Source organism: Actinokineospora sp., assembly GCF_050699995.1.
Classification (GTDB): domain Bacteria; phylum Actinomycetota; class Actinomycetes; order Mycobacteriales; family Pseudonocardiaceae; genus Actinokineospora.
In genome coordinates this window covers 1-3,768 of record NZ_JBOHGC010000058.1, presented here as the reverse complement: position 1 = coordinate 3,768, position 3,768 = coordinate 1, and the positions used below count along the sequence as shown (strand labels likewise).

Here is a 3,768-nt window from a genome sequence, read left to right as displayed (position 1 = left end):
GCGCTGGTCGCCGCGGTCGGCGACCTGCGACGGTCGACCACGCCGCTCGTAGGTGCCCGTGCGGCGCAGCTGCGGACTGATGTGCACGGCGGGCGCGTCGGCCCACGGCGTGCCGGGCGTCGGCTCGACCTCCTGCCAGTCGGCGAGGGTGGCTGAGGTGACCGTCATATGCCGGGCGGAGTTGAGGCCGAACGCCGCCCGCCACAGCCGGTGCGCCGAATGGTCGTCGGGCACCTCGGCGAACCAGCGCGCCAGTGCCCGGAAATCGGCCGAACGGTCGGAGCGCCCGGAGCGCCGCTCGTTGAGCGCCGCCACGGTGTCGATGAGCTGGGTGATCGCGCTGACCGCCGCCCCGCGCAGCAGGCGGGCCTGCGACGGATGCCCTGAGCCCGCTGAGACGAACCAGTCGCGCAGGCCCCGCCACCGGTTGCGCCAGCCGTCCAGGGCCCGTGAGCAGTCCTCGGTCGCCAGCTCATGGTCGGGCGCCGCGTCGACGGCCTCGCGCTGAGCGGCGACACCGAGCAGCCGGTCGACGTCGTGGCCGTCGATCTGTCCGAGGAGTGTGGCGATCTCCGCTCCGCGGTTGGCGAGATCGGCGATGAAGCGGTTGATGTAATCGATGAGGCGCTGCTTGTAGGCGACGAACGCCTCCACGTCGCCATCGGCGAAGTCGATCACCCGACGCAGCGAGGCCATGAACGCCTGGGCGTTGTCGGCCAGGCCGCTGAACCGTTCGGCCAAGCCGAGCAGCAGGAAGTGGACCTTCGCGGGATCGAGGTCCGCCGGGTCCATTGCCGCCAACTCGGCGAACGCCCGCAACTGCACGGCGATGTCCGCCAGCGCGACCGATTGCAGCGCGCCGCGCTTGCCGATCGCTTCCTCGTAGACGGCGATGGCGTGCTCAGCCGCCTGCCCGCGCGGGGTGAGCTGGTAGAGGTAGCGGGCGCGGTGGAAGTCGGCGACCGTGGTGACTCGGCCGGTGTCCGGGTCGGAGCGCAGGTTTCCCCACCCGACGAGCTGGTCCAGCGCCGATCCGACCTGGTCGGCGTCGCCGCCACCGAGTTCGGCGACCACGTCCTCGGGACGGAGATGCACGGTGAACCGGTCGCGGGCGCGGGCGAATGTGCGCAGGACGGCCCGGTAGAGCTCCCCGTTGGGCGCGCTCAGGTGGGCGAACGGCTGGGTTGTGTCTGCGCCATGCGCGGTCATGGGGACCATTGTCGCGTCCGCCACCGACATCCCTCGCACCGAGGGTCGAACGGCCAAAATGTGTCGTGGGGTGCGGCCGCTCATGATTAGCGGTGCCAAGCCCCGCGGACCGCCGGACTGCCTCGATAATCGGTCTTGGTCACCGAGGCGGCTCGGCGACATGACGTTGCCCCTGGCAAAAGATCGGTTGGTGTGAGGCATGGGCGAGGACACCCTGCGTTCCGTGGGTATCGAGCGGACCGGGCTCGGGCGGTACGAGGTCAAGAACGTTCGCGGTGGCACGCTGGCCATCGGCGAGGGGAACGACGCCGACTTCACCCCGGTCGAGCTGCTGCTGGCCGCGATCGGCGGCTGCACGGCGATCGACGTCGACTACATCACCAGCAGGCGGGCTGAGCCGGGCACCTTCACCGTGGCGGTGACCGGGGACAAGATGCGTACCCCCGAGGCGGGCAATCACCTGGAGAACCTCCAGGTCACTTTCACCGTCCGGTTCCCCGACGGCGAGGAGGGCGATTCCGCGCGCGAGGCGTTGCCGCGGGCGGTCAAGCAGTCTCGCGACCGGCTCTGCACGGTCAGCCGCACTGTTGAGGCGGGCACCCCGGTCCGAGTCGAGATCGACTAGGTCGTGTCCTGCAAGTCCGGTGCGCGAGATCCGTGATCCGCGTGGTTCCTGGCCGTACCACGGCACGGCCGCTCGTACTGGGTGTACTTGGGTCGTGTCGTCGTGCGGCCAGGGGCCGCGCGGGCGCGGATCTCGCGCACCGGACTTGCAGGACACGACCTAGCCACGGGACGGGCGAAGCGATCAGGGGGTACCCGACCTGCGGCCATACGCGGCTTCGCGTTGGTACGGTGGGTTCGTTTGGGCAGCCACATGGAGGAGCGGACATGCCGGAGCCAGTGCTGGTCTCGATCGCCGCCGCGCTCGCCGGGAAGTCAGTGATGTCGCTGTACGACCTGGTGAAGAGGAAGTTCAGCGCGCGTGCTGAGGCCAAGGCGGCGTTGGAGGCCGCTGAGGGGGCGGCGCCTGGCTCCGATGAGGTCAAGGCGTTGGCGGTGGAGTTGGAGAGGGCCGCGGCGGGTGATCAGGTCTTCTCTGACGAGTTGCGTTCGCTGTGGGTGGCGACTCAGCAGCATGCCGACAATGGCGCGGTGAACAATCAGATTTCCGGGAATGTCAGCGGCAAGGTCGTGCAGGCCCGCGATATCGAGGGGAACGTGAGTTTCTGACCGCTATCTCCGAATGGGCCACGGTCGCGGTCGAACGCACGGTCCTCGCAATCGTTCACAACGTCACGGCTGCGACGCGGCTGCTCGATGTTCTTGATCTTGTCGCTACCGACCTGCGGGTGGAGGTGCGGTACACGGTCATCGGGTCGTCCGCGTTCACTGCGGGGACCTGCCGTTTCCTCGCGGACAGGGGAATTGAACCGCTGCCTTGGGCCGACATCAGGAATGGGCGTTTCGATATCGCTGTCGCGGCCAGCCACGGCGGTCCCCTCGACGACATCGATATCCCCCTGATCATTCTGCCGCACGGAATGGGATACAATAAGACACTCGCAACCGGAAGCCCGGAAGCCCGGAAGCCCGGAAGCCCGGAAGCCCGTTTTCGGTTTGTCGCCCGACTGGCTTCTCGCCCAAGGCGTGCCGATAGCGTCATCGCTGGTTCTCTCACACACTGAGCAACGGGACCGGCTGGCCCGCGCGTGTCCCGAAGCGGTGGTCACGGCCGTGGTGGCCGGTGATCCCTGCTTCGACCGGATGATCGCCAGTGCCCCACTACGTCCGGCGTACCGGCGGGCACTCGGGGTCGTCGGTGGCAAGCGACTCGTTGTGGTGTCCTCGACTTGGGGTCGGCTGTCGTTGTTCGGTGCGCACCCTGAGCTGATCGGAAAAATCGCCGCCCGGCTGCCAGTCGATGACTACCGCGTCGTGGTTGCCCTGCACCCCAACACCTGGCACTGGCATTCGCCATGGCAACTCGAGCGGTGGGGGCGGGCATGGCGGCGCGCGGGGGTGACGTTGCTGCCGCCGGAAGAAGGTTGGCGCACGGCGCTCGTCGCGGCGGACGTGGTGGTCGGAGACTACGGATCAGTGTCGTTCTACGCCGCCGCGCTCGGTCGCCCGACCCTGGTGGCGGCGGCACCCGCGGATGTCGTCGCACCGGACTCGGCGATCGGGCGTTTCCTCGACGCTGCCCCACGTTTCGACCGCGACGCTCCGCCCGCTGAGCAGTTGAGCGCCGCGATCGCCGGCTACGACCCCCTCCGCGAACCGATGGCCGGTGTCGTCGCGCTGGCCACGTCCGCTCCGGGGCACTCGGCCGCGTTGCTGCGCAAGGAATTCTACCGCCTCCTCGACCTAAGCCTGGATCCGTGGAGCGGCCGGGCGTTGATCTTCGCTGTGGTTGTTGATCTTGTCGTGATGTCTGGGCAGGACTGACCTGCTGGCCTGGTCCAGCTTGTCCGCTGTGGTCTCCGGTTGTGCCCGTAGCGGGCGGGGGTCGTGGTCAGGCTGCGGCGGCTGGTGGGCTGGTGGCGAAGATGGCGTTCC

At 68.7% G+C, this 3,768-nt stretch carries 4 protein-coding genes; 3 read left to right on the top strand and 1 reads right to left on the bottom strand.

Annotated elements, in window-relative coordinates; all coding sequences use genetic code 11:
* The coding region (locus ACRDSQ_RS03660) for a TIGR02677 family protein (protein WP_431418753.1) at positions 1-1,209 on the bottom strand (1,209 nt) is incomplete at its 3' end.
* 199 nt (positions 1,210-1,408) lie between these two features.
* Between ACRDSQ_RS03660 and ACRDSQ_RS03655 the strand changes: the two genes are divergently transcribed.
* The 3 genes from ACRDSQ_RS03655 (at position 1,409) to ACRDSQ_RS03645 (ending at position 3,657) form a co-directional block, all read left to right on the top strand.
* A complete protein-coding gene (locus ACRDSQ_RS03655) occupies positions 1,409-1,834 on the top strand; it encodes an OsmC family protein (protein WP_431418751.1) in 426 nt (141 codons plus the stop codon).
* 266 nt (positions 1,835-2,100) lie between these two features.
* Positions 2,101-2,442, top strand: coding sequence for a hypothetical protein (locus ACRDSQ_RS03650; protein WP_431418750.1), 342 nt, complete (start codon positions 2,101-2,103; stop codon positions 2,440-2,442).
* Between the two features lie 636 nt (positions 2,443-3,078).
* Positions 3,079-3,657 (top strand): hypothetical protein, encoded by a 579-nt coding sequence (locus tag ACRDSQ_RS03645; RefSeq protein ID WP_431418749.1) that lies wholly within the window; start codon positions 3,079-3,081, stop codon positions 3,655-3,657.
* The last annotated feature ends 111 nt before the right edge of the window (positions 3,658-3,768 follow it).

What these genes read in the sequence shown, in the direction of transcription:
- ACRDSQ_RS03655 (WP_431418751.1), top strand. Translation starts at nt 1,409, where the DNA reads ATGGGCGAGGACACCCTGCGTTCCGTGGGTATCGAGCGGACCGGGCTC.
- ACRDSQ_RS03650 (WP_431418750.1), top strand. Translation starts at nt 2,101, where the DNA reads ATGCCGGAGCCAGTGCTGGTCTCGATCGCCGCCGCGCTCGCCGGGAAG.